The sequence below is a fragment of the Rathayibacter sp. YIM 133350 genome (assembly GCF_037404875.1).
Taxonomy (GTDB): domain Bacteria; phylum Actinomycetota; class Actinomycetes; order Actinomycetales; family Microbacteriaceae; genus Orlajensenia.
Window position 1 is genome coordinate 1 of the sequence record NZ_JBBELO010000025.1, and the last position, 25,647, is coordinate 25,647.

Sequence of the window (25,647 nt, forward strand, 5' to 3'; positions counted from 1 at the left end):
TGCCATCCGCTGGAAGCCGTTCCCTGAGCCTGTCGAAGGGAACCCGAACCCGCAGAAACGGCGGGTCACCGAACCGAACACGCAGAAAGGGTCGGTCACCACGGCGCTGCACCCCCAGATTCTCCGTTCTCGGCGCCCTTCGATGAGCTCAGCGAGCAGGGAGTCCGTTCCGTGAACCTGTCGAAGGGAACCCCAACCGGCAGAAGCGGTGGGTCACCGAAACCCCAACCCGCAGAAACGGTGGGTCATTCCGGCATCGCACCCACCAAAAGTGCGATCTCGCAGGGCGCCTTCGGCACGGATGCGGCTCAGGCGGGCCGACGGCCCTCGAAGAAGAGCGTCGGCACCGCCGGCCAGGGCCGCGCCGTGACCTCGTGGCGCCGCACGTCGATGGGCACGAAACCGGCGGCGGCGAAGAACGGCTCCGGATCCCGATTCCAGTGGCAGCCATGGTCGACGCGGGTCGTGATGGGCGTCGCGAGCTGCTGCAGGCCGCGCTTCCACGTGCCGCGCGGGGCAGCGACGTGGTCGACGAAGATGATCCGCCCGCCCGGTGCCAGTACCCGGCGCGCTTCGGCGAGGGTCGCGGCGACATCCTGCACGGTGCAGAGCACGTACGTGCCGACCACCGTGTCCACGCTGCCGTCGGGGAGGGGGATGCTCTCGGCTCCCGCAGCGAGCAGCGGCGAGGTGTGGCCCCATTCGCGCGCACGGCGGCCGAGCTCATCCCGCCGGTGCGCGTCGGGCTCGAGGCCCTGCCACTGCACGTCGTGCGGCAGAGCGCCGAAGTTCTCGCCGTCGCCCGCTCCGATCTCCAGAACGCGGCCGCGCGCCCGACCGACGAACTCGCGCTCGAGGTTCTCGAGCGCCTCGTCGTCGATGCGCGCCGTCTGCGCGCGCGTCATGTCACCGTCCCCGACGGCGTCCCCGGATCCAGGCGGCCGGGCCACAGGTCGGCCTGCAGCCCGCGCTCGAGCTTCGAGATCGTATAGAGGTCGGGCCACGCGCGGCCCGCGAGGATGGCGAGCACCGTGGCGTGGTTCACGTCGCTGAGCACCGCGACCGATCGGATGCTTCGCTCGCCGATGGCCGCTCGCAGCCGGCGCGCGAACCGCCGCGCCACCTCGGCAGAGGGATCGCTCGAGGCGAGGTCGGGCCAGCCGGTCGCCAACTCGGCGGGGCTCGGCCTCTGCGCGCGGGGCATCAGCGGCTCGCGGAGACCGCACGGGCCGGCGCGACGACGAGACGCCTGACGAGCACCGCCGTCGCGACAGAGGGAACGGAGTCACGCGAACGCCACGACCAGCGGGATGCCATGCCGCCCATTCTGCTCGGTCACGAGCGGGAACACACCCTCGCATTCCGGCCGGTAGCCCCGCTGTCCGGCCTCACCCCAACGCGAGCGCATGCTCCAACGGCTGCCGCTCCACCCGGAATCCCGCGGTGCGCGGGCCCGACGTGACGCGGTAGTCGCCGCGGAACCCGCGCACGCGCACCCTACCCTCGGCATCCGTTCGTGCCGTCGTCTGCGCGAGCCACCAGTCGCCCTTGATGAGCGAGTGCAGCGCCTCGTACGAGGGCTTCGGCGTGCCGTCGGCGCGCACGAGGCCGATCGGGGCGCCGAGCCAGGCCTCGGCGTCGGTGATACCCCAGTACGTGATCGCCTCGACCGACGGATGCGACACAAGAGAGCGGTAGTGGCGCGTGAGTTCGTCGGCCTGTCGTGCCTCGCCCTCCTCTGTCGAAGGCCACGACGGCACCTGGTAGTCGTTGAGGTCGACGATGTGGGCCGGCATGACCTCTCCCGAGACGAGCGAGGTCTCGGTCAGGTGCAGGGGCAGCCCGTAGCGGGCGAAGCGGTCCACCATCGCGAGCATGGTGTCCTCGCCCCAGTAGCCCTGGTGCATGTGCGTCTGGAGTCCGATCGCGTCGATCGGGATGCCGGCCTCCAGCAGCCCCTCGAGCAAGCACTCGTATGCGCTCGAGAGGTCGAAGTCGTTGATGAGCAGCTTCACGGACGGGTTGGCCGCCTTGGCCTCCTCGAACGCCATCCGCACCATCGCGATGCGCCCGCGGTCGTATGCGAGCCGGGTGATGCCGTTCTCCTCCGCCTCGAAGACCGGCATGATGACGACCTCGTTGATCGCATCCCACGTGTCGATGAGGCCGGCGAACTCGCCGACGTCGCGCCGGATGCGCTCGCGCTGCAGCCGCTCGATCTCGTCGACCCCGTACTCAAGCAGCCACGGCGGCTGAACGGTGTGCCAGACGAGGGGATGGCCCTTCACCGCCACTCCCCTGTCGGCGAAGAACTGCGCGGTCCTGCGCAGGCGCTCCGTGTCGGGCTTGCCCTGCTCCGGCTCGAACTGGCCCCAATAGAACGGCAACGTCGCCGTGTTGTAGAGGTCCAGCCACTGCTCCGCGAGCCGCGCGTCGCCCGCGGCGCCTTCTCCGTTGGCCAGTGGAATGAACTCGAAGCCGATGTTGCCGAAGGCGAAGTCGTGCCGCGTCTGCTCGAGAACGACGTCGGTGTCGGCCAGCGGGAGGCCTGCGGCATCCGTCAGCGAGAGCACCGTCTCGCCGATCCTGTGGTCGAAGCGGACATCGGGCACCGTTGCACTTTGCATGCGCCCAGAATAAGTGGCCATTGTCCACAAATGTCAAGCCCGTCACCGGCAACGGTTCCCCGGCGCAGCGCCGCCCTATGCTGGGGCGGTGCTGAGAGGATTCGCGACGGGGATCGGGATGCTGGCCAGGGGCTTCGGCTTCTGGGGCCGGCGGCCCGGCGTCATGCTGCTCGGGCTGGTTCCCGCCGCCATCGTCTTCGTGCTCATCGTGGCCGCCCTCGTGGCCCTGGGCCTGAACGTGGTGCCGCTCGTTGACGCGATCACACCGTTCGCCGACGGCTGGCCGGAGTTCTGGGCGACGGGCCTGCGCGTGCTGACGGGTGCCCTCCTCTTCGGGGTCGTCATCGTTCTCGCGGCGGTGACCTTCACGGCACTCACCCTCGCGATCGGCGACCCGTTCTATGAGCGCATCTGGCGTGCCGTGGAACTCGAGCTCGGCGGCGAGGTGCCCGTCGCGGGCGCGGGCCTGTGGCGCTCCATCCGCGACGGGGCCGTCCTCATCGGCCTCGGCATCGTCACGGCGATCGGCGTCGGCATCATCGGCTTCATCCCCGTGGTCGGATCGATCGCGGCACCGGTTCTCGGCGTCGTGCTCTCGGGTCGGTTGCTCGCGATCGAACTCACGTCGCGTGCCTTCGAGGCGCGCGGGATGAGCTCCGCGCAGCGGAAAGCGGTGCTGCGTTCCCGACGCGGCCAGGTGCTGGGGTTCGGCGTGGCCACGCAGCTGCTCTTTCTGATTCCCCTGGGCGCCGTGTTCACGATGCCGGCAGCGGTCGCGGGCTCCACGATGCTCGCGCGCGGCGCCCTCGACGCCGTGCCGACGCCGCGCTGAGCTTCGGCCCACCTACCCGAGCGGCACGTAGGGTAGCACGACCGGTGCGCTCGTGCGCCAGTCCAGGATGCTCGCCTGCGAGGCCCCCTCCGGCGCCAGGATGTCGATCGTGTTCGGGTCGCGGGTGTCGGTGTCGCGGGCGGCATTCGCGTCCGTCCACTCGCCGGCGCCGCCGCCGAAGCGGTACTCCTGAATCCACGACAGCCCGTTCGCGGGAGCGGCATCCCAGTACGCCCGGTCGTACACCGGACGGATGCCTCCGACGCCCTCCCCGTTGGGATCGGCGTGCGACATCATCGCCACCTGGTAGCCGGCGCCGGCGAGGTCGGCGCCGCCGAAGACGGCCTTCGGCACCGACAGCGCGATCTGATGGGTGTCGGGCAGCACGAGCAGGGTGGCGTCGCCGAGAACGGCACCCGTGGCATCCCGCACGGCCGGCTGGATGAAGCCCGAGCCGCCGATGACGAAGGCGTACGGATGCGCGAGGTTCGCGTTCGTGCCCTCCTGCGCGGCGACGGCGGAGCCCGACGCATCCGTGCTCACGTAGATGTCGAGGCGCTGCACCGACAACTGGTTGCCGCCCCAGGGGTTCTGCAGCGCTCCGGCGACGGAGGTGACGAAGTTGTAGGAGTCGCCGTCGTCGAACACCGAGAGCCCGGTGACGTCGAACGCGCCGGGGTTGAACGCACTGTTCGTCGGGTAGACGTAGTCGCCGGGCCCGTTGTCGTCGCCGGTCGGGTCGGCGATCGCGCCGAGCGCCGTACCGAAGTTCGTCGAGGTGATCGCTCGCTGCACCGTCGTCGTGCCGCCGTCGGTGCCGACGCCCACGACCGTGATCGTGTTGGCGCCGAGGCTGAGCGGCACCTCCGCCGAGAAGTTGCCGCCGAACACGTCCGCGGCGACCGTCTGGCCGCCGGCCGTGACCCACACCGTCGCGGCCGTCGTGCTACCCGCGACCATGACCGTCGCCTCGCTCGTGACGGTCCCTCCCGGAGCCGTCACGTCGACCGTCGGCCCGGCCGGGAGCGTTCCCGTCGCGTAGCGATCGGCCACGATCGAGGGCGTCTCCACCGGCTTGCCGGCGTCGATGCCCTGCGCCAGCCGCAGGAACTGCGCCATCGACCAGGCCAATGGCGTGGCCGAGCCCGTGCCCTCTCCGAAGGAGAGGCCGGAGGCCGTCGCATCGGGCTGGTCCCAGACCTGCTCGGGAATCATGTAGCCCTCGTTGGCCGCTGCCGCCATCGTCTTCAAGTACGAGGTGGCACTACGGCCGTTGGCGAGCTCGAACTCCCCACGCTCGCCCGAGAGCAGCGGCCAGAGCCGGCCGACCCCCGTGCCGTCGTACGGCGATCCGTCGGTCTTCTCGCCGTAGCCGTCGTGGTTGTAGCGGTACCACATGGCGCCGTTGGGGGTGTCGACCTTGATGGTGGCGTCGACCTCGGGCAGCGAGGAGGCGACCGCCGCATCCGTCGGCGGCTTGACGCCCAGGCGAACGAGGTCGAGGAAGCCGGCGTCCACGATGGTGCGCTCGTCGAACGCGCCGCCGCCGTTGTTGATGTCGAGGGTGTGGCCGTCGTTCGGGTCGCCGTTGTCGTCGATGCGCTCGTAGTAGTTGCCGTCGCCGAGCGGGCCCGTGGTCGTGTAGGTCCACGACTCCACCCTGCGCTGCCAGTCGTCGGCGACGCCCTGGTAGATCGCCGCCGAGCCGTCATCGCCGTTGGCCGTCGCGAGGGCGGATGCCGCGGTCAGGCCCGCGATCTCGGCAGCGATCGTGCTCGGCGAGTAACCGCCCTCCTCCTCCCAGCGCTCCTGCGGCGTGGCCGGTCCGTGGGCGACGATGAAGTCGGCCGCCTTCTTCACGTGGTCGGTGTAGGTCGCGGCATCGGTGCGGCCGAGCTGCCAGGCCAGCACGATCGGGAACGCCACCTCATCGAGCTGCAGGCTGCCCCAGTACGGCGTGCCGTTGAGCAGGGAGTTCTGCGGGAACGAGCCGTCGGGCTTCTGCTGCACGTCGAAGAGGTAGTCGAGCGAGCGCTCCGCGGCATCCGCATCGCCGACCGCGAGCTGAGCGGTGGCGACCTGGTAGAGGTCGCGCGCCCACACGAGGTGGTAGCCACCCACGCCGACTTCGTCGGCGTTCTGCGCCTGGCCCCACGGGATCGTGAGCGAGGCGATGTTCGCGCCGCGGTAGGTCTTGTCCTCGTGGGCCTTCAAGGTCATGGCGGCCACGTTGTACTGGGTCTTCAGCGCGCCCGAGGAGCGCACGCTCGCGGGCGGGGTGCTCAGCGAGGCGAGGTACTTGTGCCAGCCGAGGGCGTACGAGACGGCGGTGCCCGCCGCTCCGAGCAGCCCCTTCGAGAGGCTCGCCTTCGCGGTGGAGAGGGCCTCTGCTCCCGTCGCCCCGAAACCGAGCGCGAGCGTCGCCGTCGACAGCTTCGCGGAGCCGAGCAGGTTCAGCTTGGCCGTCTGCACGACGTTCCCGTCCAGGGCCTGCCCGTAGGAGTGATCGAGCCGGAAGTCTTTCGAGAGATCGCTCCAGCCGTCGCTGACTCCGGCGAAGCCGTTCGAGGTGGCGGCGAAGGGACGGTCGGCGATCAGGGCGCTGCCGACCTTGTCGGCTCCCGTGAGATCTTCCGCCACGAGCGCTCCCCCCTTCGTCGTGGCGGAATCGTGCTTGCCGCTGTTGGCGAGCGACGGGTCGTACTGCACGTAGACCTGGTACTTCTTGCCGTCGAGGGAGCGCAGGGTGATGTTCTCCAGCACCGTCGAGCGCTTGGGGTCGGTGAAGTAGGTCTTGATCACCTGGTAGCGCTTGTCCTTGTCGGTATTCACCTGGGAGTAGAGCAGCGCCTTCGGGTCTTGCAGCTGCACCCGGTGAGTGGTGTCGCGCGACTCCAGGTCGGCGAAGGTCTTGCCGTCGGTGATGATGAGCTCGAGGCTGCGGGAATTGGCCACATCGACGCGCGGGTAGTAGACCTCCGAGAGCGTGCCGTCGGAGAGCGTGTACCAGACCTTGGACGCCGTCGTGGTCGAGGTGCCCACGCCCTGCTTCGCGCCGGTCGACCAGGTCGACTGGGCGCCGGGCGCTCCGGGAGCCGACGTGGCGGCCTCGGCGGGTGCCGCCGCGGCACCGGCGACGAGAGCCGTCGCCAGAAGAGCGCCGACGGCGACGGATGCGCCCGCTCGGCTCAGCCCTCCCCGCTCGCCCCGTGAATGATGCGCGTGTGCGGTGATTCGCATTGCAACTCCTCGTCGAGTGCCCCCGTGGCCAGCTGGTGTCAGCCTAGGAGTACCCCCGTCGGTGGGTCAATGCCTTTCATGCAAGCGCTTACGGAACGGCGCAGGGCGAGGGAAGGGGGGCATGCACATCCGGCGCCCGTGAGTCAAGGGGCGACGGCTCCCAGCCGGGACGACTAGCCTCGGCGGGTGGCACCCGACACGACCGAGCAGTTCTCGCGCCGAGGCGCGCCCAGCGCCGTGCCCGGAGCGCTCTTCGCCGGTCGCTACCGCATCGAGGCGCGACTGGGCTCCGGCGGAATGGCGACCGTCTTCCGCGCCCACGACGAGATGCTGGGCCGCCGCGTCGCACTCAAGGTGTTCCGCGACCAGGTCGGCGACGCCGGCGACCTGCGCCGTCAGCGCGAGGAGATCCGTACCATCGCGGCGCTCAGCCACCCGGCCATCGTCACCCTCTACGACGGCGTGGCCATCGAGCAGAACGACGGCTCGCACGAGGCGTTCCTCGTGATGCAGCTGGTCGACGGGGTCGACCTGAAGACCAAGCTGCGCCGGCAGAGCATCGGGGCGGATGCGGCAGCACTCATCGGAGCCGACATCGCCGACGCCCTCGCCTACGTGCACGCCCGATCGCTCGTGCATCGCGACCTGAAGCCCGCGAACGTGCTCATTCCCGACTCTCCCGAGACCGGACCCGTCGCGATGCTCGCCGACTTCGGCATTGCACGACTCGTCGACGGCACGCGGCTCACCGCGACCGGCTCGGTCATCGGCACTGCCAACTACATGAGCCCGGAGCAGGCGCTGGGCCAGCCGATCACTCCCGCGAGCGACATCTACTCGCTCGGTCTCGTGCTCATCGAGTGCGTGACCGGAAAGCAGAGCTTTCCCGGATCAGCGCTGGAATCGGCGGCCGTGCGCATTTCGGCCGACCCGTGGGTGCCCGTCGAGTACGGCGAACCCTGGGCGGCACTGCTCCGCGCGATGACCGCCAGGGATCCCGCCGCTCGACCGACGGCGCTCGAGGTCGGTGAACGGCTGCGGGCGGGGGTCGCGAGTGCAGCAGGCGTCGCCGTACGCGTCACGGACGAGACCGGCGAGGGCACGCAGGCGTATGCGCCCACCCGCGTTCTGCCGGCGTCGAAGGCGTCCTCCGCACCGCCCACCGCCGCGACCGAGCTGCTCGCCGACCCGGATCCCGCGACCGCGGACCAGGGCGTGCCGCATTCGGACTCGACGGCCCCGACGACGCCGCACCGACCCGCCGCCGGACCCCTTGCACGTCTTTCCCTTCGTGCCCGCGTCATCCTGGCCGCGGCGCTCGCCGTACTCGTCATCGCAGGTGGGATCGGCATCTGGGCCTCGACGCAGTCCCCGTCCGACGCCCCGGCCCGGGTGGACTATCCCACGGTGGACGGCCAGCTCGGGAAGCATCTGGAACGACTGCAGAAGAGCGTGAAGCCGTGAGGCCGCAGGGTGTGAAGCGGCGGGCGATGATCGCATCCGGTGCACTCGCCATCGCATTGGCGACCGGCATCGGCCTGTCCGGATGCGCGGGCGACCCCTACGACGCGAAGACCGCCGAGGCGCTGCAGGCGCAGGTGCTCGCGGTCACACAGGCGAGCGCGGCCGGCGACTGGACCACGGCGACGGCGAAGCTCGATGCATTGACGGCGGATGCCGCCGACGCGCGCGCCGACGGACGCATCGACGACAAACGGTACGACAGCATCAGCGCGGCGATCGCGCTCGTGGGGTCCGACCTCGCCGCGAACGTGCGCGCGGCCCAGGAGCAGGCCGCGGAGCAGCAGCGCATCGCCGACGAGCAGGCGGCGCAGGCCGCGCAGGCCGCGCTGGAGCAGCAGCAACAGGAGCAGGCACCGGCCCCGGCGCCGGCCCCGAAGCCCGACGACAAGGGTGGGCCGGGAAAGGACAAGGGCCCGAAGGACGACAAGGACAAGCCCGGTAAGGGATAGGTCTGCGGGTTCCCTTCGACACGCTCAGCGCACGTCGCCGAGCGGCTCATCCCAGCCGGTCTGCGGTGTGTCGCAGGTCTCCCGGAAGACGTACTGCGAGGCCAGCTTGCGCTGGTGACTCGACCAGTCGATCGCGGGCCGGCGCTGCTCGGGCGGCAGGTAGCCGAGCCGATAGACGGCCATGAGTTCGAGCTCATCCGGAACCCTGAGCAGGGTGGCGACTTCTTCCCAGCGGCCGGGCACCTCCATGGGGAACGAGACGAACTGGATGCCCATGCCGAATTCCTGGGTGCTCAGCCACACGTTCTCCATGGCGGCTCCCATGCTGAACACCGAGTAGAACGACGAGAGCTGGCCCGGCCGGTACTCCGAGCGATCGAGCATCACGCCGAGCAGCAGCGGCGATCCGGCCACGAGGGCACGGTTCTCGGTGCCGAGCGTCTTGGGGACACCGAGTGCGTTCATGAGCTTCTGCCCGCGTTTCGTGAAGACCTGGCTCGTGAACGGCCGAAGCGCCTTCGGCATCCGATCGAACAGCATGCCGTCGCGCCGGCGCTCCATCTCGTCGGCGCTGAAGCGGAAGTACGGCTTGTAGCGCTCGAAGAAGGTGCCGTTGCTCATCGCCTCGGTCATGCTCTCGCCGCTGATGCGGGCGACGGCCTCGATCGTGTCCCGGCTCTCGATCACCACGAACCGCCAGGGCTGGCTGTTCAGCTGGGAGGGCGCTCGCCCCGCGACCTCCAACAGCACGCGCTGGTGCTCCTCGGCCACGGGATCGGGAAGGAAGGCGCCGTTCGTCGTCTTGCGGCGGCGGATCGCGTCGAGCAATTCCATGGACTACCTCCGGGACAGGATGAGGGCGAGCACGAACGCCGGGGCGGCGCTCAGGGCGACGAGCGGGTGCCGCAGGCCGCGGGTGCCGGCATACGGGATGATGGCGAGCGGAACGGCGGCGGGTGCGAGGGCCGCAGCGGCGCGCCGACCGTCCGGGCCACCGGTTACGCCGGCGGCCACGGCGAGAGCGGTCGTCGCGGCGGTCGAGATGTAGAGCGCATGGTGCACCCAGCGCCACTCGCGGGTGTCGAGAACGCGCAGGGCCACGGAGGCTCCGAGCGCGCAGTTGAGCGTGTAGGCGGCCGCGGCAACGGCGAAGAAGGGGGCGGGGCGCATCCGTGCAGTCTTGCCGACGGCGGGTGCCTCTCTCAAGCCGTCACCGCATCCGTCGTCAAGCCGGCGCCTTCGCTGCTCGCAGCCGCCTGCGCCAGCGCTTCCACGGCGCCTCGTCGGGCCAGTGGGCGAACACGCTGTGGAAACCCCGCCGCAGGCGCAGAAGCCCACCGCCCGAGAAGGGCCGCATCGAGATGCCCATCTGCAGTGAGCGCTCGAAACGGATGCGCCGTTCCGGTCCGAGGTGCACGGACAGGTCCATGTCGTCGTGCATGAGGGGGTCGTACCGGTGCACGCTGTCGCTCACCTGCGTCCAGGCCGAGCGACGCACGGCGAAGTTCGAGCCGAAGAGAGGCGGGTGCCCGAGCGCCGGCGAAACGGCCGCACGGTAGGCGCCGAGGTAGAGCGCGGCGAGCGGACGCCGCAGCGGCGCAGGGCCGTCGACGAAGAAGGCCGGCCCCGTGAGGGCCGCGAGCCCGGGATCCGCGTCAAAGGCCGCGCTGATCCGCTGCACCCATTCCCGGGGAGGCATGCAGTCCGCATCAAGGCGCGCGATCACGTCGCCCGTTGCGGCGTCGCATCCCGCCGCGGCCGCCGCCGGGATGCCGGGGTGCAACTCGCGCAGCACGCGGGCACCCGCCGCGCGTGCGATCTCGGCGGAGTCGTCGCGCGAGCCGTTGTCGACGACGATCACCTCGTGGGGCGCGACCGACTGCTCCGACAGCATGCCGAGGCACCGGCGCAGCAGCTCGGCGTCGTCCTTGACGGGAAGCACGAGCGAGACCGTCGCCTGCGTGCGTTCGATGCGCGCTGCGGGTTCGGTCTGCGGGATGCTCACCACTTCACCGTAGGCACCGCGCGCCGTGCGCGGCAGGGCTTGACGAACAGGGGGCACACCGGCAGCTGGCCCTACTCCTCCGCTGCGGCGCCGCCGCCGGCGTGCTCCGGAATCCATTCCCGCGGGTCGCCGAAGCCCAGATCGCCGATGCCGTGCCGGGCATAGGCCGCGAGCACCTCGATGCGCCGGTGAGCGCCGAAGGTCAGCACGTGCGCGATCAGGCCGCCGTAGGTGTAGAGCCGCGGACCCGTCTTCTCGACGAAGACGAAGGTGTCATCGAGCCGGCCCTCATCGACCACCGTCCGCACGTGGCCGAGGAAGAGCGGAGCCTGGCTTCGCCAGCGTTCGCGCATGGCGTCCAGGGGCTCCGCGCGCTCGACGGCGAAGTCGTAGCCCCGGGCGGCCATCACCTCGTTCCACATGTGCAACTGCCCGACGAGCCGCGAGAGCAGCGAGCGGATGCTGGGGGCATCGTCGATGAAACCGGCGGAGGGCAGCGGTTCATCCAGCACCTCCTGGGGCAGCCCCTGCGCCCGTTCGATGAGCTGGCCCGTGAGCCAGATGTGGTGTTCGAGCATTCCCGTGAACACGTCCATCGTGCTCATCCTCTCCTGTGACGGCAGCCGCAGACCCGATGGCGGCTGGAAGTGCACCCCGTTCGGCGTCGGCAGGGCGATCCGGCCCGGCGATGACCGCCAGGCGGACGGCGAGACGGCGTATGCCCGCTCGAACGCCCGGATGAAGCCCTCGTGCGAGTCGAAGCCGGCTTCCCGGGCGATCTCGAGCACACTCGAGCGGGTCGTGATCAGTCGCAGCGCTGCGCGCTCGAGCAGTACCCGACGCTGGAACCGTGCCGGCGCCTCGCCGAACACCGCGACGACGATGCGTCCCAACTGGGAGCGCGAGAGGAACATCGAGCGCGCGAGGTCGTCGATGCTCGCGGGTGCGCGCAGCGATTCCGTCAGCACACCGACGAAGCGACCGAAGTCGTCATCGCCGAAGGCCGCGTCCTCGAACTCCCCGTCCAGCGCCACTCCCCCAGTGTGCCGCCGCGGTGCCGAGCGTGTCTTGACCGTCCTGCGCGTGATGAACGCAGGCGAGGCTCGGGAGATCGCTCAGGCGACCGCCTCGGCGACGGGCGTCTCGCCGGCGTTGAAGCGGATGGTGCGCCCGATCGTGCCGTCCTGATCGAGCACCGCGGCGATGACGGCGGCCACGTCCGCACGATCAACCGCGTCGCTCGTCTCGGCTGTGGCGTCGATTCGTCCGGTGCCGGCTCCGTCGGTGAGCCGGCTGGGCCCGAGGATCGTCCACGCCAGGTCGGTGCCGCGCAGGTGCTCATCGGCCGCCGCCTTCGACTCGGCGTAGGCGTAGAAGGCGTCGGACTCCGACACCCCGTGATCGGGCGACGAACCGAAGTACGAGACCATCACGTAGCGGTCGACGCCCGCCTTCGCCGCGGCTTCCATCGAACGGATGGCGGCATCCCGATCGATCGCCCAGGTGCGGGCGGGGGAACCACCTCCGGCGCCCGCGGACCACACGACGGCATCGTGGCCGGTGAACACGACGGCGAGCTCGTCGGCGCTCATGGCCTGCAGGTCGGCCACGACAGGATGCGCTCCCGCAGCCTCGACGTCGCCGGCGTGCTCGGGATTGCGAATGAGCGCATCGACGTCATCGCCGCGATCCGCGAGCAGGCGCTCCAGGAGAAGTGCAACCTTGCCGTGGCCGCCGAGAACCAGAATGCGTGCCATGTCGTGCTCCTCATCCCCCTGCGCCGACGCATCCCCCACACCGGATGCTGCAATCCGACCAAATCGAGCGCCCGAGCGCAAGCATCCGTAACCCAGGACGCAATGGGTGTATACGTCCGGATAGAGTCGGCCGACGGCGTGACGCCGCTCCCGTGCAGCCTCCAGGAGGATCCGTGCCGACTTTCCACCCCGACGTCGCGATCGCGCGATTCATCCCGCAGTTCTCCATGGGCCCCCGCATCACCCGCCTGATGAGGAGAGGCCGCCCCCGGCAGCAGCCGGCACCCGAAGACATCGAGATCGAGGACGTGAGGGTTCCCGGCGCCCCGGGTGCACCCGACGTGTCGTTGCGGCTCTACCGGCCGAAGGCGCTCACCACCGAGGCGCCCGCCCTGTTCTGGATTCACGGCGGGGGGTTCATCCAGGGCAGCCCGGAACAGGACGAGCGCACCAACATCCTCTTCGCACGCGAGCTCGGCATCACCGTTGCCGCGTTGCGGTATCGGCTCTCACCCGAGCACCCTGCACCGGCTGCACTCGATGACGCCTACGCCGGCCTCGGCTGGCTGTTCGCCAACGCCGACGCCCGCGGCATCGACGCCGACCGCATCGCCGTGGGCGGTGCAAGTGCGGGTGCGGGCCTCGCGGCGGGGCTCACGCTGCTCGCGCATGATCGCGGCGAGTTCCGTCCCGCCTACCAGCTGCTCATCTACCCCATGCTCGATGACCGCACCGTTCTGCGCACCGACCTCGATACCCGCAACGTGCGCATCTGGTCGCCCGGCAGCAACCGGTACGCCTGGACGTCGTACCTCGGCCAGGCGCCGGGATCACCGAACGTCTCGCCGTACGCCGCGCCCGCCCGCCGCGAGGACGTCGGTGGCCTCCCGCCGGCCTGGATCGGCGTCGGAACCCTCGACCTGTTCCATGACGAAGACCTCGCCTACGCCGAGCGGCTGCGTGCCAGCGGCGTGCCGGTGGAGGTGCACGTCATCGACGGGGTCTTCCACGGGTTCGATGCCCTCTTCGCCAAGACGGATGTCGCCCGCGCGTTCTGGGAGGAACAGGCCAGGGCCCTGCGCGCCGCGCTGCAGCCCTGATCCGTCCCCGCCGTCGCCCTGACGGATGTTGCCGCGGGCGGGCCCCGCGGCGCACGAGCGTGAAGTGCTCGGCCGCGCCCGCTAACGTGGAGGCGCGGGCAGCTGAGGCGCGCCGGTCGCCGGAAGCCCGGATCGCCGCGGGAAGGGAGGGCACGTGCCCCACGAACATCCGCTGCACGCCGACGTGGTCGTGCAGTGCTGGTGCTGCCGATCACTGCAGCCCTTCCACTTCTCCTCCCCCGCGGATGCGGTGGTGTGCGCCGCGTGCACCGGGCACCTCGGGCCCGAGAAGGCGCAGCGCCGAGACGAGGAGCACGTCGCACTCTGGCTCGGGCTGTGGTCGAGCGAGCACGACGCCCGCCTCGCGGCAGCCACCCGCTTCGTCGCCGCGGGAGAGGCCGCGGCGGCCCGCATCGCCGACCTCGAGAGTCAGCTGGCGGCCCTGACCGCAGGAGTCGCGGAGCAGTTCCAGGCCGCTCCGGACGGAGCGGTGCACGAGCGCCTGCAGTCCGAGATCGTGCGTCGCGCCGAGCGCAACACCGAACTCGCGCGACGGCTCTCCGACCGCCTGTTCGCCGAACTCTGGCGGCTGGGAAGCCTGCACCACGACGATTCCTCCACGCCGGGCCTCTGCAGCTGCGGCCGACGCCTCGCCGAGTGCCCCGAGAGCCGCATCCTCGATGGCGAACGCCGAGCCGTCGCCGACTGGGAGGCGAAGAACCTCCGCCTGCTCGCCGAGGGGAAGCGGCACGCCCTTCCCGCCGAGCATCCGTCGGTCGCCGCCGACGGCGCGGCCGGGCCTCAGCGCAGCAGGCCGGGCGCGATGCGCTCCGGCCGGAATCCGTAACCGACAAGCCGAGCGGCCAGGGGCCGGGCGATCGGAAGCATTACGGCGATGACGGCGCGCTCGAAGCGCGTCGGCGGATTGTGCAGCAGCACCCCGACAGTGGCGCGGCCGACGAGCCGATGCACGGCGCGCTGCACCCTCTGCATGAGGGCGGTCGGTGGGTTCCTCCGCCGCTGCACCGCGGCGAAGACCGCGTCGACAGCCTTCGGCTCACCTCCGCCCGAGCGCAGCAGGGGCACGAGCAGGTTGGCCGTGGCGACGGCATCCTGGATCGCGTAGTTGATGCCGACGCCGAACACCGGCGACATCGCGTGCGCGGCATCGCCGATGCAGAGCACGCCCGGAACCCACCAGCGCCGAAGCCGGTCGATCTGCACCGAGAGCAGCTTCACGTCGTCCCAGTCGTGCAGCTCGCCGGCCACCTCAGCCAGCCGCGGCGCGGCCGCGGCGATGCGCGCGCGGAACGCCGGAAGCCCGGCGGAGCGCACCTGATCGTACGACCCCTTGGCGATGAGCAGGCCGCACTGCAGGTAGCCGGGACGCGGGATGGTGATCAGAACAGTTCCCGCGCGTACGTTCGCGAGAGTGTCGGGCAGGGGTCGCGTGGGTCTCGGCAACCGGAACCACGTGACGTCGATCGGCACGCCGTAGTCGCGAAGCGGCAGCCCCAAGGCCCGGCGCACGGAGGAGGCCCGGCCGTCGGCGGCGATCGTGACCGGTGCCCGTACCCGTAGCTCTCCATCTGGCGTGCGGGCCTGCACGCCGGCGACGCGACCGCCCGAACGCAGCACGTCGGTCGCCTCGGCCTGCATCACGAGGCGGAAGCAGCCCGTCGCACGCGCCGCGTCGGCGAGCAGGTCGAGCAGGTCCCACTGCGGCATGAGGGTGACCTCGCGGTTCGGCGCCGGCAGCGAAGAGAAGTCGATCGCGTGCAGCCGGATGCCGTCGATGACCGCATCCAGCCGGGGCAGGGAGACATGCGGGATGCGCTCGAAGCCCAGTCGCAGCCCCAACTGGTCGATGAGGTCGAGCGTGGACGGGTGCACCGTGTCGCCGCGGAAGTCGCGGAAGAAGTCGCCGTGCTTCTCGAGCACGACGACGTCGATTCCCGCACGTGCCAGCAGAAGACCGAGCATGACGCCGGCGGGGCCGCCACCGACGATGCAGACCTCGGCGCTCAGTTCCCGCGGTGCAGGGGCCTCGGAGTCGGGTCGAGACGCCCGGCTCTCCCGCGCGCTGCGCTCCTGCGGCATGCTGCCCCCACGTCGTCATGAGATCGAAGGCCCCGCCTCCTGCCCCGACGTTACGCGGCCCCACCCTCTCGGGGAAGCTCAGTCCGAGGAAATCGCCCGCAGCCACACAGCCGTCTCCCCCGGCAACTCGTCGCCATCGATCGGGCCGCTCGACAGCAGTACCTCGCCGGATGGCATTGGAACCGGACGGGTGCCGAAGTTCATCACCACCTGCCAGCCGTTCGAGCGGGTGAAGTGCACGACGTCGGCGGGCGCGGGAAGCCACTCGAGGGTCTCGTCGGTCTGCAGGCGACGACGCAGCGCGAGGGCCTGCCGGTACATCGACAGCGTGGAGTTCGGGTCGTCCTCCTGCGCCTGCACCGACAGGTCGGCGAACCACTGCGGCTGCGGCAGGTGCGGCTCTGCCTCGCCGAACCCGAGCGAGGGACCGCTGCGACTCCACGGGAGAGGCACTCGCGAGCCGTCGCGGCCGACCTGGATGCCGGGGTTGCGGAAGAAGGCCGGATCCTGCCGGCGCTCCGCCGGGATGTCGGCCACCTCGTGCAGTCCGAGCTCCTCACCCTGGTAGAGGTACGCCGAGCCGGGCAGGCCGAGCATGAACAGCGTCGCCGCACGGGCGCGCCGTAGACCGCGGCCGGCATCCAATCGCGGTTCGGTGCCTCCCGACAGCAGCCAGCGGGCGCCGTGCTTCTCGTCGGCCCGCTCCGGTTCGGGCAGGCCGTAGCGGGTCGCATGCCGCACGACGTCGTGGTTGGAGAGCACCCAGGTGGACGATGACCCCGAATCCCGGGCGAGGGCGAGGTTCTGCTCGACGACCTGCCGAAACCGGGCCGCATCGAAATCCGCCTCGAGCAGGTCGAAGTTGAAGGCCTGCCCGAGCCCGTCAGGGCTGGCGTACCGGGGCCGGCGGGAGGAGTCCACCCAGGCTTCGGCAACGGCGGTGCGGGGCGGCGCGTACGAGTTGAACAGCCTGCGCCAGTCGGCATAGATCTCGTGCACCTCGTCGCGGTCCCACAGCGGATGCCCGCCGTTGCGCGGCAGGGAATCGAGCGTCGCCTGGTCGGGGAGCTGCTCGGGAAGGTACTTGGCGAGACCGTGGGCGACGTCGATGCGGAATCCGTCGACGCCGCGGTCCGACCAGAACCGGAGCGTCTCGAGGAAGTCGTCGCGCACCTCCCGGTTGTCCCAGTTGAGGTCGGGCTGTTCGACGGCGAAGTAGTGCATGTACCAGTCGCCGTCGCCGACGCTCTGCCAGGCGGGACCGCCGAACGCGCTCGTCCAGTCCGCGGGCGGCAGCTCCCCGTTCGCGCCGAGCCCGGGCCGGAAGATGTACCGATCGCGTTCCCGCGAGCCCTTCGGCGCGGCGAGCGCCTGCCGGAACCAGTCGTGCCGGTTCGAGGTGTGGTTGGGCACGATGTCGACGATGATGCGCATGCCGGCTTCATGCAGGGCGGCCACGAGGGCGTCGAGGTCATCGAGGGTGCCGAGGCGGGGGTCGACGTCGCGGTAGTCGTCGACGTCGTAGCCTCCATCCGCGAGCGCGGAGGGGTAGAACGGGCTCAGCCAGATCGCATCGACCCCGAGGTCGCGCAGGTAGGGCACCCGGCTGAGCGCGCCGCGAAGGTCGCCGATGCCGTCGCCATCGGCATCCGCGAAGCTGCGCGGATACACCTGGTAGACGACGGCCTGCCGCCACCAGGATGCCTCGTCCGTCGCCACCGCCGTCGCGACCGTCTGCGTCTCGACCACGTCTGTCGTCATCCCTTCACTGCTCCCTGGGTCACGCCCTCCATCACCCACCGCTGCGTGAACAGGTAGGCCACGACAGCGGGAGCCATGGCCATGAGGTAGGAGGCGAACGACACGTTGTAGTTCGTGCTGAACTGCGTCTGGAAGATGTTCTGCACCACCGGCAGGGTCTGCTGGGCGGCGTCGGAGATGATGAGCGAGGGCATCATGAAGTCGTTCCACGAGGCGAGGAAGGCGAAGATGCCGACGGTGGCGCTCATCGGCGCGAGCAGTGGGAACACCAGTCGCCAGAACGTCTGGCTCGTCGATGCGCCGTCGATGCGCGCACTCTCCTCCAGCTCCAGCGGAATGGAGCGCAGGAACGCCGTGAACAGCAGGATGCTGAACGAGAGCTGGAACATGATGTGCAGGATGGTGACCCCCACCGGGTTCGCGAGCCCCGCCAAGCCGGTCAGCTGGATCTGCGGCAGCGCGACGACCGTGAACGGCAGGAACATGGCCGCGAGCAGGTAGTAGAACGAGTAGCGGAAGAACCGGCGCTCCCAGTTGCGCGAGATGGCATACGAGGCCAGCGCGCTCAGCAGGATGGTTCCGATCACCGTCACCGCCGTGATGAGGATCGAGATGGTGAACGACACCGGGAAGTTCGTCAGTTGCCAGGCTTTCGTGAACCCCGAGAAGTCGATCGGCGAGGGAAGCGAGAACGCGTTCCCGTCCACCGATTGCGCGGTCGACTTGAGCGACATCGAGATGGTGACGTACAGCGGCACGAGCACCGTCAGTGCGCACAGCATCAGCAGGATGGTCGTGCCCCAGTTGGATCGCTCCTGGCCGACGCGGCCGCGGCGACGTCGAACGGTGACCGCGTCGTCGCGGGCCGTTCGGCGTGCGTCTCCGAGCGGGATGCTTGCTGCTGCCTGGGTCATGCGAGTGCCGCCCTTCCGCGGGTGAGCCTGAGTTGGAGCACCGAGATGATCACGGCGATGAGAAAGAACAGCGTGGCGTTGGCCATCTGGTACGCGTAGTCGCCGCCGGTGAACCCGGTGAAGATCGTCATGGCGATGCTGCGGGTTGCGGTGCCGGGGCCCCCGTTGGTGAGGCCGACGATGACGTCGTACACATTGAGGTAGTTCTTGAAGCCCAGGATGACGTTGATCACGATGTAGCCCGAGACGAGCGGCAGCGTCACCGACCAGAGCTGGCGGAACGGTTTCGCGCCGTCGATGGCCGCCGCCTCGTAGACCTCACCCGGGATGGAGAGCAGCCCGGCGATGTAGATCAGCAGCGTTCCCGGGATCGACTGCCAGGCCGTCACGATCACGATTCCGAGCCACGCCCAATCGGGGTTGGCGAGGATCGACTCCTGCAACGGCCCGATGCCGAGGCTCGTGGCGAAGGCCGGCACCGAGTTCGAGAACAGGAAGTTGAACACGTAGGCGATCACGATGCCCGAGATGACCATCGGGATCACGAAGATGGCCCGCAGTCCCGTCTTCGCGCGGATGCGCGCCGTCAGCCCGACCGCGAGCAGGAACGCGAGAACGTTGACGACGAGCACGGTCACGACCGCGAATCCGAACGTGAAGAGGTAGCTCGACAGGATCGCCGGATCCGAGAAGACGGCGACGTAGTTGGTGAGGCCGATGAAGGTCCAGTCACCGAATCCGATGAAGTTCGTGAAGCTGTAGAAGATGCCGAGAACCGCGGGCAGCGTGATGGCGAGCGTGAACAGCACGAGCGAGGGCACGAGGTACCAGTAGTAGAGGCCCTCCACCTTCGGCTTCCGGCGCGGCGCCGTGGATGCCGGTGGCGCGGTGGTTGCGCCGGCTCGATCGGCGGCGGCCGCGGAGCGCCCCGTCGGCGTCTCCGGTGTTGCGATGCTGGACATCGGTGCTTCCCTTCCGGGTTGTCGTGGCGCTCAGCCGCGCAGGGCGAGCCGAGCCCAGTCGGCGTCGAGCCGGGCAAGGGTCGTGCGCGGGTTCGCACCGAGGACGATGGACTGGATGTAGTTGTCGCTCGGGATGCTCAGGGGGACGAACTTCGACGCGCCCTGGTAGAAGCGCCCTTCGTCGTAGTACTTCTGCATGCCGAGGATGCGGGGATCGGTCGCGGGAGCGGCATCCGTCGTGGTTCCGAAGCCGAGGAAGGCGGCGTTGTAGTCGTCCATGATCTTCTTCTGCATGAGGTACGAGACGAATTTGCGCGCCGCGGGCTTGTCGGTGCCGACTTCGGGGATCCAGAGCGCGAGGTCGATGTTGACGCGCACCTTGAGGTCGTCGGGGTTGTTCGTGGCCGGCAGGGGGAAGGTGCCGAGTTCGAGGTCGGGGTCGGTCTTCGCGATCTCGCCGAGCGCCCAGGGACCCTGCATGTACATGGCGGCCTGGCCCTTCGCGAAGGCGACGTTGCCGTCGCCGTAGCTGCGGCTGGCGGCATCCTTGTTGGTGTACTCGGCGAGGGTGAGCATCTTCTGCACCGGCGCCTCGAGCGTCTTCTCGAACGAGACCTTCGACTTCGGGCCAACGTCGGTGCCGAGCTTGCCGAGCTCCTTGTAGAACGTCGACACGTCGATCGAGCCGCCGACCGTGTAGTCGAACAGCCCTTGCCCGACCGACCACGGCTCTTTGAAGGTGCTGTAGATGGGCGTGATGCCGGCAGCCTGGAACGTCTTGCAGGCCGCGATCAACTCGTCCCAGGTCGTGGGAACCGCGACCCCGTTGTCTTCGAACAGCTTGACGTTGTAGATGACGGATGCCGCGGCGACGGAGTACGGCAGCACGCTCGTGCGGCCGGGATAGGTCGCGTACTGGTCGACGAGGTTCTGCACGTCGGGGCGGATGCGATCGGCCTCGGGCATGTCGCCGAGGTCGGAGAGCGCGCCGCGCTCCATGAAGCGCGCCATCTCCTCGTTGTAGTTGAGCAGCCCCACGTCGGGAGGGTTGCCCCGCAGGAATCCCGCGGAGAGGTTCGACGCGCTGTCGAGGGTGACGTGCACGTCGGACTGCTCGTCGTTGAAGCGGGCCGCCAGGTCGCGGAAGAAGGGGATCGCCTCGGGCTTGCTGATGAGGAAGGTGATGTTCGATCGAGCGCCGCCGGGTGCGGCGCAGCCGGTGAAGGCGAGGGTCGCCGCGATGAGGGTGGCCAGCGCCAGTCCCGCCTTCGAGCGTCGCCATGGGCGGTGATGGTTACGAGGCACGTCGTCGTCTCCTCAGTCGGAACCGGCCCGAAGGCCGCTCTCCCATTAAATCTAAGGTCTAGATTTATTGATTGGAGTAATAATGCTCCGGGGACTTCGAGAGGTCAAGTGACGTGAACAGTTCTCAGTCGGGCGTATCGCCGCAGCTGTTGAGAACCATGAACCTGGGTCGCCTGCTCGAGCACGCCTGGAACCGGCAGGCCTTCACGGCGACGGATGCGATGTCGTGGACCGGTCTCACGCGCTCCACGGTCATCGGCGTCTGCGACGAACTCGTTCGCATGGGCTGGATCGACGAACTCGACGACGCCCGCAGCGTGGGCCACTACACCAAGGGGCGCCCGGCACGTCGCTACGCCCTGCGAGAGAGGGCGGGGGCCGTCATCGGTGTCGAGGCGGGTTACGACCGGATCTCGGCGATCGTGGCCGACCTGCGCGGCGGAAGGCTTGCGACCCACAGCAGGGCCATTCCCCCTTTGACGCCCCACCGCATCGAGAACGGCATGACGGACGCGCAGACGCGCCGCGCCCTCGTGACCGAGGTCGTCGAGGCGGCCGTCGCGGCATCCGGCATGCCGCAGGCTGCGGTTCTCGCCATCACGATCGGCGTGCCCGCGCCCGTCGACGCGGCCGGGCGCTCACCCGCCGATGCCGTGGGCTTCTGGCAGGCGATGAATCCGGGCCTGGTGAGTCGATTCCCCCGAGTCCCGCTCGTCACGGTCGAGAACGACGCCAACCTCGCCGCCATCGGCGAGGGATCCTCTCCGGGCGGCCGCGGCCGCGACGTGGACTCGTTCATCGCCATGCTGGTGAGCGAGGGCATCGGCTCCGGCCTGATGATCGACCGGCGGCTCGTGCGCGGGCGCCGTGGCGGCGCCGGTGAGATGCGCTTCCTCGACAACGTGGTCGGCGTCGGATCGCCGAACGGCCTCGCGATGCTGGCACGGCAGTGGGCGGGCGATGCGATCCGTTCCGGAACGCTGCCCGCGGCATCCGTGCTCGCACAGCTCGACCCCGCCACCCTCGACGAGCACGACGTCGCGCGGGCCGCCGCCGAGGGCGATGACGCCGCGACCGCGATCATCGCGCGCCTCTCCGAGCGTCTCGCCCGCATCTGCATCGTGCTGGGCGACCTGCTCGACGTGGACCGCATCATCGTGGGAGGGCCCGTCGTGGACTCGCTGGGCGTCGTCATCGAGGCAGCGGCCGCCTCACTGGCGGCCAGTGAGGATCCCACCGCCCCCGAACTCGTAGCCTCAGAGTTGGGAACGTTCGGCGTGGGCATCGGTGCGGTGGAGCACGCGCTCGGCCAGGTGCGCGAGCACGCCCTCGGCCTCGTGCCGGCGACGCGCGACGTGGCGTGACCGCCCCATCCCGACTCCTGAGCCGCCGATACGCTGGATGCGGGCACGGCATCCGCCCATCGACCGCCTCGAAGGAACCACGTGAACGACAGCCCGGTGCGACTGCACCCCGAGACGCTTGCCATCATCAGCGGACGGCCGCAGCGGGAGCCCGACGAACCGCTCAACGTTCCCGTGCACCTCGCATCGACGTACGTGGCGGGCGGCGAGTCGGAGTACGGGCGCTACGCCAATCCCTCGTGGACCGCGTTCGAAGACACCTTGGGGTCACTCGAGGGCGGTCGCTGCGTGTCGTTCGCCTCCGGCATCGCGGCCATCTCTGCCGTGCTCGACCTGCTCGCACCGGGATCGACGGTGGTGGCGCCGCGCCGCTCGTACACGGGCACGGTGGGCCAGCTCGACGACCGCGCGGCGCGCGGCGAGCTGCGCGTGAGGTACGTCGACATCGCGGACACGGCGGAGGTCGCCGGCGCCAGTGCGGATGCCGCAATGGTGTGGATCGAGTCGCCGACCAATCCTGCGCTCGAGGTCGCCGACATCGCGGCGATCACCCAGGCCGCGCACGAGGCCGGCGCGATCGTCGTGGTCGACAACACCTTCGCGACCCCGATCCTGCAGCGGCCGCTCGAGTCGGGAGCCGACATCGTCGTGCACTCGGCGACCAAGTACATCGCCGGTCACAGCGACGTTCTGATGGGGGCGGTGGTCACGGCGAGTGACGCCCACCACGACGCCGTCGTGCAGCGCCGATCGCTCTACGGCGCCATTCCGTCTGCGTTCGACGCGTTCCTGGCCCTGCGCGGGTTGCGCACGCTGCTGGTGCGGCTGGCGCGAGCGGAGTCGACGGCGCAGGAGCTCGTTCGGCGCCTGCAGTCGCATCCGGCACTCGAGGAGGTGCGTTACCCGGGCTTCGGTGCGATCATCTCCATCGTCGTGCGGGGCGGGGCGGATGCCGCCGACGCTGCGGTCGCGAAGGCGCGGCTCTGGGTTCACGCGACGAGCCTGGGTGGAGTCGAGTCGACCTGGGAGCGCCGACGCCGCTGGCCGGCAGAGCAGCCCACCATTCCGGACGGTCTCGTGCGCCTCTCGGTCGGCCTGGAGCACGTCGACGACCTGCACGCCGACCTGCTCTCGGCGCTGGGCTAACGGCGCTCGGCAGAGGCGGCGCTCGGCTGGCGCGGCTCCTTGTTGACGACGACGGCCGGGCCGGTTCCCGTCAGCGCAAAACTCGTCGCATCTCGACCTCTGCGCCCGGCCGACGCGGATGCGGCGTCGACCGGCCGGTGAGCTCGAAGCCCCGTCGCGCGTAGAAGGCGACGGCCCGGGAGTTTCCGTCGTGCACCTCGAGGTGAAGCGCGTCGCCACGCACGCGCGCCCACGACTCGATCGCTTCGAGCAGCGCGTCGGCGACACCCGCACCGCGTGCCTCCGGTCGCACGTAGACGCCGACGAGCTGAGGGACGGCACTCTCGGGAGCATCCGTCATCACCGACGCGATGACGCCCGTCATCACGCCGAGCCAGCGATCGTCGTCCGTGTCGACGGCGGCAACGGTGAAAGACGACGCTCCACTCACGCGCTCGCGCCAGAAGGCCTCGCCCCGGTCGACGACGTCCGCAAGCGTCGTGAAGAAGGCATCCGGTGAATCCGTGAGCATCTCGATGCGGATGTCGCGGTAGTTCGCCCAGTCGTCCTCCGTCGTGGCCCGGACCGAGAAAGGCATGCCGCGAGAATACCGGGCGATCAGGTAGCGGACGCTCGGGTTCGCGCGTAGTAGTCGCGCACGCGGTTGCGGTTGCCGCAGTCCGCTGCCACGCACCAGCGGCGGTTGTGCCGCGGCGACGAGTCGAGGTAGACCCAGCCGCAATCAGCGTCGGCGCACTGCCCCAATCGGTCGAGTCCGCCCCCGGTGAGCAGAGCGACCATGGCGATCGCGATGCGCCGACGGGGCAGCGCGAGGTCGATCGGCAGCTCCCATCGCCATCCCGCATCGGCCGCCGACAGCGCACCGACGCGCGTCGCATCCGCGTACTCCCGTCCGATCGACTCCGTCGAACCATCGAGGTACACGGCCTCGTAGAACGCCTCGCGCAGCGCCCGGACCTGCTCCAGTTCGGACGCAGCGGACCGCTCGTCGGCTTCGCTCAGCCGCACGAGCGTCGCCCGCTCATCGATGGCCAGAAGCCCCACCTGCGCCGCCCACCGCAGCACATCCCGGTAGCCGGTCAAATGCTCGATACGCCGCTCGTCATTGAGGCGCCAGGAGACCGTGTTGACGAGGTCGAGTGCGGGATCGCCGGCGATCCGGCTGAAGTCCTCGATCTCCTCCATGGTGGGAGCCATAGCAGAATTATAATGCCAGATGCACGCTTTACGCATGTGAGTTTTCGTGCCACGCTGTAATGCATGGAGGAAGAATCATCCATTAGAGTCGCGGCACCCGCCGATGCACCCGACCGCCGTTGGAAGCGGGACTTCGGATGGCTGTGGGCGTCGCAGGCCGCATCCGTCGTCGGAGAGCAGATCAGCGAGGTGGCGATTCCGCTGCTCGCCGTGCTGCTGCTGCACGCCTCGGCCGGTGAGCTCGGCGTGCTCGGAGTCGCCCGATGGCTGCCCTTCCTCATTCTCGCGCTACCGCTGGGCGTGCTCGTGGACCGTCACCGACGCCGGCCGCTCATCGTGACCGCCGACGCGTCCCGGGCCGTGCTCACCTTCGCGCTCGTGGCCGCCGCGGTTCTCGGCGTGCTGTCGCTTCCGCTGCTCGGTCTTCTCGTGCTGCTGCTCGGATGCTTCACCGTGCTGTTCGAGGTGTCGTACCAGTCGGCGGTGCCGAGCATCGTTCCCCTCGACGCGCTGGCACGAGCGAATTCACGACTGCAGGCGACCGCTGCCGCCGGACAGGTGGGCGGTCCGGGCCTGGGCGGCCTGCTGGTGCAGCTGCTCACCGCCCCCTACGCCGTGCTCGCCCACGGAGTCGCGTATGTCGCCTCCGCGATCTCGATCGGGCGCATCCGGGGAGCCGAACCGCGCCCTGCCCACGACGGCGCCGGATTCCTCGCCGACCTGCGCGCCGGCCTGCGACACGTCTTCCGTGACCGCTACCTCGTCGCGAATCTGGGATTCTCTGCCCTCTACAACCCGATCGAGCAGTGGATCATGGTGCTCTTCACCCTCTACGCCGTGCAGACGCTGAAGCTCAGCCCGGCCGAGATCGGGCTCGTCATCTCCATCGGCGCATTGGGGGCGCTGGGTGCCGCACTGCTGGCCGGCCCAGCGGTGAAACGCTTCGGAGCAGGCCTGCCGATCATGTGGTGCGCGGCGATCGAGTGCGGCATCCTGCTCGCCATCCCGCTGGTGGACGTCTCGTGGGGGCACGGACTCGTCATTCTCGCCCTCGGCGCCGTCTTCGCCATCAACGGCGCCGGCACCGCTCTCTCGAGCGTGATCCTCGTGACTATCCGGCAACTGCGCACGCCCGATGAACTGCTCGGCCGCGTGAACGCGAGCATGCGCTGGCTCACCTACGGCACCATCGCCCTCGGCGCGGCCGGCGGCGGAGTCGCAGGCGAACTGCTTGGCACCAGAGCGGGACTCGCCTTGGGTGCAGCCCTCGGCCTGCTCACCGTCGCGTGGGTCGCGTTCTCGCCGCTTCCGCGTATCGGCGATCCGAGCGAGCTCGCGGTGGAATCGCGCCGGGCGGACTGAGT

24 protein-coding genes are annotated in these 25,647 nt (G+C 69.8%); 8 read left to right on the forward strand and 16 right to left on the reverse strand.

Annotation, left to right across the window (positions count from 1 at the left end):
• Positions 1-308 precede the first annotated feature (308 nt).
• The 3 genes from WDJ51_RS07585 to WDJ51_RS07595 form a co-directional block, all read right to left on the reverse strand.
• Entirely contained in the window at positions 309-905 is a 597-nt protein-coding gene (locus WDJ51_RS07585) for a class I SAM-dependent methyltransferase (RefSeq protein ID WP_337851834.1), read from the reverse strand.
• Positions 902-1,204, reverse strand: coding sequence for a hypothetical protein (locus tag WDJ51_RS07590; RefSeq protein ID WP_337851835.1), 303 nt, complete (start codon positions 1,202-1,204; stop codon positions 902-904). Before WDJ51_RS07590 ends, WDJ51_RS07585 begins: the two co-directional genes overlap by 4 nt.
• A 184-nt stretch (positions 1,205-1,388) precedes the next feature.
• Positions 1,389-2,627 (reverse strand): endo-1,4-beta-xylanase, encoded by a 1,239-nt coding sequence (locus WDJ51_RS07595; RefSeq protein ID WP_337851836.1) that lies wholly within the window; start codon positions 2,625-2,627, stop codon positions 1,389-1,391.
• A gap of 88 nt (positions 2,628-2,715) precedes the next feature.
• On the opposite strand from WDJ51_RS07595, the gene WDJ51_RS07600 reads away from it, so the two are divergent.
• Positions 2,716-3,459 (forward strand): EI24 domain-containing protein, encoded by a 744-nt coding sequence (locus WDJ51_RS07600; protein ID WP_337851837.1) that lies wholly within the window; start codon positions 2,716-2,718, stop codon positions 3,457-3,459.
• 12 nt (positions 3,460-3,471) lie between these two features.
• On the opposite strand, the gene WDJ51_RS07605 is transcribed toward WDJ51_RS07600, so the two are convergent.
• Positions 3,472-6,699, reverse strand: a complete 3,228-nt coding sequence (locus tag WDJ51_RS07605) for a glucan 1,4-alpha-glucosidase (protein ID WP_337851838.1) — start codon at positions 6,697-6,699, stop codon at positions 3,472-3,474.
• Between the two features lie 186 nt (positions 6,700-6,885).
• Here WDJ51_RS07605 and WDJ51_RS07610 point away from each other — a divergent pair, with 186 nt between their 5' ends.
• Positions 6,886-8,163: a serine/threonine-protein kinase gene (locus WDJ51_RS07610; RefSeq protein WP_337851839.1), complete on the forward strand. Its 1,278-nt coding sequence runs from the start codon at positions 6,886-6,888 to the stop codon at positions 8,161-8,163.
• Entirely contained in the window at positions 8,160-8,672 is a 513-nt protein-coding gene (locus WDJ51_RS07615; protein ID WP_337851840.1) for a hypothetical protein, read from the forward strand. Before WDJ51_RS07610 ends, WDJ51_RS07615 begins: the two co-directional genes overlap by 4 nt.
• 24 nt (positions 8,673-8,696) lie before the next feature.
• On the opposite strand, the gene WDJ51_RS07620 is transcribed toward WDJ51_RS07615, so the two are convergent.
• The 5 genes from WDJ51_RS07620 to WDJ51_RS07640 all read right to left on the reverse strand — a co-directional run bounded on the left by WDJ51_RS07620 (position 8,697) and on the right by WDJ51_RS07640 (position 12,434).
• Positions 8,697-9,506 (reverse strand): nitroreductase family protein, encoded by an 810-nt coding sequence (locus WDJ51_RS07620; protein WP_337851841.1) that lies wholly within the window; start codon positions 9,504-9,506, stop codon positions 8,697-8,699.
• 3 nt (positions 9,507-9,509) lie between these two features.
• Positions 9,510-9,842 carry a hypothetical protein gene (locus WDJ51_RS07625; RefSeq protein ID WP_337851842.1) on the reverse strand — a complete coding sequence of 111 codons (333 nt, stop codon included), beginning with the start codon at positions 9,840-9,842 and terminating at the stop codon, positions 9,510-9,512.
• A 55-nt stretch (positions 9,843-9,897) separates the two neighbouring features.
• Positions 9,898-10,677, reverse strand: coding sequence for a glycosyltransferase family 2 protein (locus WDJ51_RS07630; protein WP_337851843.1), 780 nt, complete (start codon positions 10,675-10,677; stop codon positions 9,898-9,900).
• Positions 10,678-10,748: 71 nt separating this feature from the next.
• A complete protein-coding gene (locus WDJ51_RS07635) occupies positions 10,749-11,711 on the reverse strand; it encodes a helix-turn-helix domain-containing protein (RefSeq protein WP_337851844.1) in 963 nt (320 codons plus the stop codon).
• 81 nt (positions 11,712-11,792) lie between these two features.
• Positions 11,793-12,434 carry an SDR family oxidoreductase gene (locus WDJ51_RS07640; protein ID WP_337851845.1) on the reverse strand — a complete coding sequence of 214 codons (642 nt, stop codon included), beginning with the start codon at positions 12,432-12,434 and terminating at the stop codon, positions 11,793-11,795.
• Between the two features lie 173 nt (positions 12,435-12,607).
• On the opposite strand from WDJ51_RS07640, the gene WDJ51_RS07645 reads away from it, so the two are divergent.
• Both WDJ51_RS07645 and WDJ51_RS07650 read left to right on the forward strand, forming a co-directional pair.
• Positions 12,608-13,534, forward strand: coding sequence for an alpha/beta hydrolase (locus tag WDJ51_RS07645; RefSeq protein WP_337851846.1), 927 nt, complete (start codon positions 12,608-12,610; stop codon positions 13,532-13,534).
• 154 nt (positions 13,535-13,688) lie between these two features.
• Entirely contained in the window at positions 13,689-14,381 is a 693-nt protein-coding gene (locus tag WDJ51_RS07650; RefSeq protein WP_337851847.1) for a hypothetical protein, read from the forward strand.
• Here the strand turns inward: WDJ51_RS07650 and WDJ51_RS07655 are convergent.
• The 5 genes from WDJ51_RS07655 to WDJ51_RS07675 form a co-directional block, all read right to left on the reverse strand.
• Positions 14,336-15,634: an FAD-dependent oxidoreductase gene (locus WDJ51_RS07655; protein ID WP_337851848.1), complete on the reverse strand. Its 1,299-nt coding sequence runs from the start codon at positions 15,632-15,634 to the stop codon at positions 14,336-14,338. The genes WDJ51_RS07650 and WDJ51_RS07655 overlap by 46 nt on opposite strands.
• Positions 15,635-15,712: 78 nt before the next feature.
• Positions 15,713-17,395 carry a glycoside hydrolase family 13 protein gene (locus tag WDJ51_RS07660; RefSeq protein WP_337851849.1) on the reverse strand — a complete coding sequence of 561 codons (1,683 nt, stop codon included), beginning with the start codon at positions 17,393-17,395 and terminating at the stop codon, positions 15,713-15,715.
• Complete coding sequence (locus tag WDJ51_RS07665; RefSeq protein WP_337851850.1) at positions 17,392-18,309, reverse strand: carbohydrate ABC transporter permease; 918 nt, start codon at positions 18,307-18,309, stop codon at positions 17,392-17,394. The genes WDJ51_RS07660 and WDJ51_RS07665 overlap by 4 nt, the downstream gene beginning before the upstream one ends.
• Complete coding sequence (locus WDJ51_RS07670) at positions 18,306-19,271, reverse strand: carbohydrate ABC transporter permease (RefSeq protein WP_337851851.1); 966 nt, start codon at positions 19,269-19,271, stop codon at positions 18,306-18,308. Before WDJ51_RS07670 ends, WDJ51_RS07665 begins: the two co-directional genes overlap by 4 nt.
• Positions 19,272-19,301: 30 nt before the next feature.
• Positions 19,302-20,576 carry an ABC transporter substrate-binding protein gene (locus tag WDJ51_RS07675; RefSeq protein ID WP_443218469.1) on the reverse strand — a complete coding sequence of 425 codons (1,275 nt, stop codon included), beginning with the start codon at positions 20,574-20,576 and terminating at the stop codon, positions 19,302-19,304.
• A 113-nt stretch (positions 20,577-20,689) separates the two neighbouring features.
• Here WDJ51_RS07675 and WDJ51_RS07680 point away from each other — a divergent pair, with 113 nt between their 5' ends.
• Both WDJ51_RS07680 and WDJ51_RS07685 read left to right on the forward strand, forming a co-directional pair.
• The gene (locus WDJ51_RS07680; RefSeq protein WP_337851852.1) at positions 20,690-21,940 is read left to right on the forward strand and encodes an ROK family protein; all 1,251 of its coding nucleotides are present in this window, start codon (positions 20,690-20,692) and stop codon (positions 21,938-21,940) included.
• Between the two features lie 81 nt (positions 21,941-22,021).
• Positions 22,022-23,086 (forward strand): trans-sulfuration enzyme family protein, encoded by a 1,065-nt coding sequence (locus WDJ51_RS07685; protein ID WP_337851853.1) that lies wholly within the window; start codon positions 22,022-22,024, stop codon positions 23,084-23,086.
• 70 nt (positions 23,087-23,156) lie between these two features.
• Here WDJ51_RS07685 and WDJ51_RS07690 read toward each other — a convergent pair whose 3' ends face one another.
• Together WDJ51_RS07690 and WDJ51_RS07695 are read right to left on the reverse strand one after the other, a co-directional pair.
• The gene (locus WDJ51_RS07690; protein WP_337851854.1) at positions 23,157-23,663 is read right to left on the reverse strand and encodes a GNAT family N-acetyltransferase; all 507 of its coding nucleotides are present in this window, start codon (positions 23,661-23,663) and stop codon (positions 23,157-23,159) included.
• A 20-nt stretch (positions 23,664-23,683) separates the two neighbouring features.
• Positions 23,684-24,283, reverse strand: coding sequence for a CGNR zinc finger domain-containing protein (locus WDJ51_RS07695; protein WP_337851855.1), 600 nt, complete (start codon positions 24,281-24,283; stop codon positions 23,684-23,686).
• A gap of 63 nt (positions 24,284-24,346) precedes the next feature.
• Here WDJ51_RS07695 and WDJ51_RS07700 point away from each other — a divergent pair, with 63 nt between their 5' ends.
• Positions 24,347-25,645, forward strand: coding sequence for an MFS transporter (locus WDJ51_RS07700; protein ID WP_337851856.1), 1,299 nt, complete (start codon positions 24,347-24,349; stop codon positions 25,643-25,645).
• The last annotated feature ends 2 nt before the right edge of the window (positions 25,646-25,647 follow it).

Coding starts and splice junctions, on each gene's coding strand:
- WDJ51_RS07585 (WP_337851834.1), bottom strand. CDS start 905: ATGACGCGCGCGCAGACGGCGCGCATCGACGACGAGGCGCTCGAGAAC.
- WDJ51_RS07590 (WP_337851835.1), bottom strand. CDS start 1,204: ATGCCCCGCGCGCAGAGGCCGAGCCCCGCCGAGTTGGCGACCGGCTGG.
- WDJ51_RS07595 (WP_337851836.1), bottom strand. CDS start 2,627: ATGCAAAGTGCAACGGTGCCCGATGTCCGCTTCGACCACAGGATCGGC.
- WDJ51_RS07605 (WP_337851838.1), bottom strand. CDS start 6,699: ATGCGAATCACCGCACACGCGCATCATTCACGGGGCGAGCGGGGAGGG.
- WDJ51_RS07620 (WP_337851841.1), bottom strand. CDS start 9,506: ATGGAATTGCTCGACGCGATCCGCCGCCGCAAGACGACGAACGGCGCC.
- WDJ51_RS07625 (WP_337851842.1), bottom strand. CDS start 9,842: ATGCGCCCCGCCCCCTTCTTCGCCGTTGCCGCGGCCGCCTACACGCTC.
- WDJ51_RS07640 (WP_337851845.1), bottom strand. CDS start 12,434: ATGGCACGCATTCTGGTTCTCGGCGGCCACGGCAAGGTTGCACTTCTC.
- WDJ51_RS07655 (WP_337851848.1), bottom strand. CDS start 15,634: ATGCCGCAGGAGCGCAGCGCGCGGGAGAGCCGGGCGTCTCGACCCGAC.
- WDJ51_RS07660 (WP_337851849.1), bottom strand. CDS start 17,395: ATGACGACAGACGTGGTCGAGACGCAGACGGTCGCGACGGCGGTGGCG.
- WDJ51_RS07665 (WP_337851850.1), bottom strand. CDS start 18,309: ATGACCCAGGCAGCAGCAAGCATCCCGCTCGGAGACGCACGCCGAACG.
- WDJ51_RS07670 (WP_337851851.1), bottom strand. CDS start 19,271: ATGTCCAGCATCGCAACACCGGAGACGCCGACGGGGCGCTCCGCGGCC.
- WDJ51_RS07690 (WP_337851854.1), bottom strand. CDS start 23,663: ATGCCTTTCTCGGTCCGGGCCACGACGGAGGACGACTGGGCGAACTAC.
- WDJ51_RS07695 (WP_337851855.1), bottom strand. CDS start 24,283: ATGGCTCCCACCATGGAGGAGATCGAGGACTTCAGCCGGATCGCCGGC.
- WDJ51_RS07700 (WP_337851856.1), top strand. CDS start 24,347: ATGGAGGAAGAATCATCCATTAGAGTCGCGGCACCCGCCGATGCACCC.